At 40.9% G+C, this 4384-nt stretch carries 5 protein-coding genes; all 5 read right to left on the bottom strand.

Features of this window, described 5'->3' with window-relative positions; genetic code table 11:
• Window positions 1-107 precede the first annotated feature (107 nt).
• The gene (locus H5158_RS22145; protein ID WP_145236812.1) at window positions 108-548 is read right to left on the bottom strand and encodes a ClpXP protease specificity-enhancing factor; all 441 of its coding nucleotides are present in this window, start codon (window positions 546-548) and stop codon (window positions 108-110) included.
• Complete coding sequence (gene sspA / locus H5158_RS22140) at window positions 548-1174, bottom strand: stringent starvation protein SspA (protein ID WP_064667929.1); 627 nt, start codon at window positions 1172-1174, stop codon at window positions 548-550. The genes H5158_RS22145 and sspA overlap by 1 nt, the downstream gene beginning before the upstream one ends.
• Window positions 1175-1253: 79 nt before the next feature.
• Entirely contained in the window at window positions 1254-1997 is a 744-nt protein-coding gene (locus H5158_RS22135) for a cytochrome c1 (RefSeq protein WP_182719666.1), read from the bottom strand.
• The gene (locus H5158_RS22130) at window positions 1994-3259 is read right to left on the bottom strand and encodes a cytochrome b N-terminal domain-containing protein (protein ID WP_149980603.1); all 1266 of its coding nucleotides are present in this window, start codon (window positions 3257-3259) and stop codon (window positions 1994-1996) included. Before H5158_RS22130 ends, H5158_RS22135 begins: the two co-directional genes overlap by 4 nt.
• On the bottom strand, window positions 3259-3849 hold the full coding sequence (gene petA, locus H5158_RS22125; RefSeq protein ID WP_182719667.1) for a ubiquinol-cytochrome c reductase iron-sulfur subunit: 591 nt from the start codon (window positions 3847-3849) through the stop codon (window positions 3259-3261). The genes H5158_RS22130 and petA overlap by 1 nt, the downstream gene beginning before the upstream one ends.
• Window positions 3850-4384 lie beyond the last annotated feature (535 nt).

Below are 4384 nucleotides of genomic sequence, written 5' to 3'. Positions count from 1 at the left end.
TGGAGTTCGGACGGTGCTCTTCCGATCTAAAACCGCTGATTAAGCGGTTTTTTTATGCCTGTATAAAAGAACCGCTTAATCAGCGGTTTTTATCAAACAATTACATATTACTTAATAACACGTAAGTGTGAGCCTTTTTTCTTTTCAGGCTTAGAAGGAGCTGGCTCGTCAGGTAATAATTCATCTGCGATATCAACACTTTCTAACTCAGCTGCAAACTCGTCTTCATCTTCTAAAAACTCATCTGCAGTAAACACAGTGCCTTCACCGTTTTCGCGGGCATAGATCGCAAGCACGGCACCAATTGGCACGTATACTTGCATTGGCTGACCACCAAAGCGGGCACTAAAGCTTAACTGCTGATTATCCATTGAGAATTGTGTGACAGCTGATGGGCTAATATTCAACACAATTTGTCCATCTTGAACAAACTGTGTTGGTATTTGCACGGCTGGAAAATCAGCATTAACCACTAAATGCGGTGTACACTGATTATCAACAATCCAATCAAAGAAAGCACGAAGTAAATAAGGACGATTAGGCGTCATTACAAACGGATCTCGCGCTCAGTTTCAGTAAGAGAAGCTTGGAATGATTCACGCTCAAATAAACGGATCATATATTCTTTCATCTCTTTAGAACCTGCACCAGTTAGCTCAATACCAAGCTCTGGTAAACGCCATAGTAATGGTGCTAAGTAACAATCAACTAAACTAAACTCTTCACTCATAAAGTAAGGAGCTTCAGTAAAGATTGCTGAAACAGCAAGTAAAGCTTCTGTTAGTTCTTTACGCGCTTGCGCTGATTCAGCGCCATTAGCATAAATTTTAGCAGCAAGGCTGTACCAATCTGTGTCGATGCGATGCATCATTAAACGGCTGCGGCCACGCATTACCGGATAAACAGGCATTAGTGGAGGGTGAGGAAAACGTTCATCAAGGTATTCCATGATGATGTTTGCCTGATATAAACCAAGCTCACGGTCAATCAGTGTTGGCACTGTACCGTAAGGGTTAATTTCATGAAGTGCTTCTGGCAGGTTGTCCTTTTCGGCCAGATGAATATCTACACTTACGCCTTTTTCAGCAAGTACAATGCGTACTTGATGGCTATACATACAGTTAGCACCAGAAAAAAGGGTCATTACAGGGCGCTTATTGGCAGCTACGGCCATGCCTACCTCCATTAAATAACAAAAACAGCAAAAGGGGCTTAAGCCCCTATTGCAAAATTACCTTTAAATATGTTCAAAATTAATGAACATCTCTCCAGTATTCTTTCTTCAACATGAATGCCAAGATAAATAGGATAACTAAGAATCCGATAACCTTGATACCTAACGCTTCTGATTCAAGACGTGAAGGTTCACCCACGTACTCAAGGAAGTTAGTTAAGTCACGAGCCGCTTGATCGTACTCGTCTACACTCATTTCGCCAGTCCCATCTGTTTCAGTACCAATAACTTTAGTCACAGTGTGACCATGTTCTTCGACTTCTTCAGTAATAGGCGTTGGTAAACCTTGCAGTTCTTGCAAAACGTGAGGCATACCTACCGATGGGAAAACAATATTGTTAACTCCAAACGGACGAGATTCATCTTTATAAAATGACTTTAAGTACGTGTAAATATAATCCGGAGATTTTACACGTGCAATTAGAGTTAGATCCGGCGGAGCCGCACCAAACCATTTTGCTGCATCATCTTTAGTAATTGCGTTAGTGATATGGCTACCAACTTTTGAACCGTCAAAAATTAACTGCTCAAGGCCAACGGCTGTTGGAATACCGATATCACGGAAAGTACGCTCATAACGCTGATACTGCATTTGGTGACAACCAAGACAGTAGTTCATGAACAACTTTGCACCACGTTGCAACGAAGGCTGATCAGTTAGGTCATTACCGGCTTCCATTAATGGAACCGATGGACCTGCCGCCATTGCCGGCAATACGTTTATTGATAAAGCAAATAAACCGATAATTAGCTTTTTCATCATTTCGTTAACCTCTCTGGCAATGGCTTAGTTTTTTCATTCTTACTGTATACAAACAACAGTACGAAGAACATAAAGTAAGTCACAGTACAGATTTGTGAAATGATCGTCTTCATATCAGTTTGTGGAGTTGCACCCACCCAACCAAGAAGCACGAAAGTAACAACAAAACCTGCGATGTTCCATTTATGGAAGCCACAACGGTAACGAACCGATTTCACTGTGCCACGGTCAAGCCAAGGTAATAACGCCAGCACTACAATCGATGCACCCATCGCAGCAACACCAATTAGTTTATCTGGGATTGCACGTAAGATTGCATAGAATGGCGTAAAGTACCAAACTGGGAAAATATGTTCAGGTGTTTTAAGTGGGTTTGCCGCTTCAAAGTTTGGTCCTTCAAGGAAGAAACCATTCATCGCAGGCATAAAGAACACCACCCAACAAAACAAGATTAAGAAACCAACCACACCCACAATATCTTTTACTGTGTAATAAGGATGGAACGGAATCGCATCAACAATATCTTTCTTGTCAGTGTAATACTCATGGAATTTAAATTTAGGCTTATCTTCTTCAGCAACAGAGCCTTTCTTACGCTTGATCTCAACGCCGTCAGGGTTATTTGAACCCACTTCGTGCAGTGCCACAATGTGTAAGAATACTAAAATTACGATAACCAATGGTAAAGCAATAACATGTAATGCAAAGAAGCGGTTAAGCGTTGCACCTGATATTACATAATCACCACGGATCCAAAGTGTTAAGTCATCACCAATAACCGGAATAGCCCCGAATAGTGAAATGATTACCTGTGCACCCCAGAATGACATTTGACCCCATGGTAATAAGTAACCCATGAATGCTTCAGCCATTAACGCTAAGAAGATAAACATACCGAATAACCACAGTAATTCACGTGGTTTTTGGTAAGAACCGTAGATCATGCCACGGAACATATGCATATATACAACGATGAAAAACGCTGATGCACCTGTTGAGTGCAAATAACGTAGTAACCAGCCGTATTCTACATCACGCATGATGTATTCTACTGAAGCGAATGCGCCCTCAGAAGACGGAACAAAGTTCATCGTTAACCAAATCCCGGTAAGAATTTGGTTTACTAGTACTAACATGGCCAATGAGCCAAAGAAATACCAGAAGTTAAAGTTTTTCGGTGCTGGATACTGTGCAATATGCATGTTCCAAACACGTGTCATTGGGATACGGTCGTCTATCCAACCAATAATTTTACCGAACATTAGGCTACCCCTTTTTCTTCGCCCACTAAAATAGTGGTATCATCAAGAAATGTGTAAGGTGGTATTTCTAAGTTTAACGGGGCAGGTACCGATTTAAATACACGGCCAGCCATATCAAATTTAGAACCGTGACATGGACAGTAGAAACCATCATCTGTTCCCTCAACCTTTTCACCAAAATTACCTTGGAAAAAGCCAGGTGAACACCCTAAATGCGTACAAATACCTACCGCGAGAAATATCTCAGGGCGTAATGAACGGAAATCATTGGTTGATGATTCTAATTGTTGTGGCTCTTGCGATTGCGGATCACGAAGTTGACCTTCGTGTTCTTTCATCTGCTCAAGCATTTTAGGGGTTCGTGATACAACCCATACAGGTTTACCACGCCACTCGACACGTATTAATTGTCCCGGCTCAAGTTTGCTGATATCTACTTCTACAGGCGCACCCGCAGATTTAGCTCGCTCACTTGGATTCCAAGACGCAATAAAAGGAACAGCAGCCCCAGCCGCACCAACACCACCTACAACAGAGGTAGCTATGGTTAAAAAGCGACGTCGGCCATTGTCTACAGGCGCATTGCTCATCCACTTATCTCCACTATGATTCTCAACACTTGCTATATTGAGAACATCAGTTACAGCAGGTTAATTTTTCGAAATTTTAAAATAGAAGCGATCATAATTAAAACCCTTGATTAAAACAAGGTTATTAACAGCCTCATGCTCGAATAATCCCGACTTTATCAACTAATTGACTAAGTTAGCTCGAGCATAGAGCCGTTTCTATGATATGACTTTTACAAAAACAATATACTGACCAAGATCAACCTCACTAAAAGGAAGCAGATAAACTGCACATGGTGCTGTTGAACTCACTCACATTACTTGCCAGACAATTGTAGCAAAAAAATTCATCAATTAACTGACGGATTTACACTTATTACGATAATTATTGAACTTTTTTTAAAGTTATACGCAACAAAGGCAGTAGCAGGTTGACTTTATTAACTTTTACAATATCTGCCAAGCCGGAATAAATAACTTTTGTAACTGTATCATTATCGAGATATACACTTGAATAAGAAACTAATGTTCCTGAACGAACAGTTTTATGACCTTC

This window comes from Pseudoalteromonas sp. SR45-6 (assembly GCF_014163545.1).
In the GTDB taxonomy this organism is placed as follows: Bacteria; Pseudomonadota; Gammaproteobacteria; order Enterobacterales; family Alteromonadaceae; genus Pseudoalteromonas; species Pseudoalteromonas rhizosphaerae.
Note: the sequence above shows the minus strand (reverse complement) of the source record. Positions and strands in the feature narration are given on the sequence as shown.

What these genes read in the sequence shown, in the direction of transcription:
- H5158_RS22145 (WP_145236812.1), bottom strand. Translation starts at nt 548, where the DNA reads ATGACGCCTAATCGTCCTTATTTACTTCGTGCTTTCTTTGATTGGATT.
- petA (WP_182719667.1), bottom strand. Translation starts at nt 3,849, where the DNA reads ATGAGCAATGCGCCTGTAGACAATGGCCGACGTCGCTTTTTAACCATA.
- H5158_RS22130 (WP_149980603.1), bottom strand. Translation starts at nt 3,259, where the DNA reads ATGTTCGGTAAAATTATTGGTTGGATAGACGACCGTATCCCAATGACA.
- sspA (WP_064667929.1), bottom strand. Translation starts at nt 1,174, where the DNA reads ATGGCCGTAGCTGCCAATAAGCGCCCTGTAATGACCCTTTTTTCTGGT.
- H5158_RS22135 (WP_182719666.1), bottom strand. Translation starts at nt 1,997, where the DNA reads ATGATGAAAAAGCTAATTATCGGTTTATTTGCTTTATCAATAAACGTA.